We start from the raw sequence: 720 nt of genomic DNA, 5'->3' as shown, positions 1-720 counted from the left end.
GCCCAAGAGAGCGCACGAGCAGATTCTATCGTTTGAATTTTTTGATCAAATTCACCGACTAAGTGCACAATATCGTGAGCTGCCTGTGAAAGCTCCATGACGTGAGAAGAGATCGTATTTTCTTGTTCTATAAAAGTGAAGACAGAATCATGAAAACGAGTAATGTTTTCTTCGATTTTTTGGCGTAAAGATCGTAAACTGGGTTTATGATCTGGAATTTCTCTGACAGTTTCTTCAAGAATAGCAAGAACATCCGATAAGCCTTCTCGGTCACTTTGAAAAAAAATATGAGGTTTTTCAGCCCATTCACTTAAAGCAGAAGAGAGTGTTACCAAATGACCGGCAAGATTCCCTGAATCAACGGTTGATACATAAGTAGGTAAAAGAGGTCTGAGTGTATCCGTTTCATACCAATTATAGAGATGACCACGAAACTTTTCCATTTTTGCAAGAGAGTGTAATGTACATTCAATACGTGTGATGGTCTCTTCAAAACCAATCCAGCCAAAATCACGTGCTGCAATAATAGAAAGGAGATAAACGCCAATATTCGTAGGCGATGTACGTTGAGCAACAAGAGGTTCAGGATCTTCTTGAAAATTATCAGGAGGCAAATGGTTGTTTTGTGCATTGACAAAAGTTGCATAATAAAGCCATGTCCGCCGTGCAATAGAACGGAGTTTTTTTTCATCTTTTGAAGAAAGATAAAGGCTATCTTGA

At 38.6% G+C, this 720-nt stretch carries 1 protein-coding gene; it reads right to left on the bottom strand.

Translation table 11 applies throughout. From position 1 onward, the window contains the following. Nucleotides 1-720: hypothetical protein (locus ACFIO3_RS14710; protein ID WP_375704740.1), on the bottom strand; the 720-nt coding region annotated here is incomplete at both ends.

It is taken from the genome of Bartonella sp. AD328YNZD, assembly GCF_042196425.1.
Note: the sequence above shows the minus strand (reverse complement) of the source record. Positions and strands in the feature narration are given on the sequence as shown.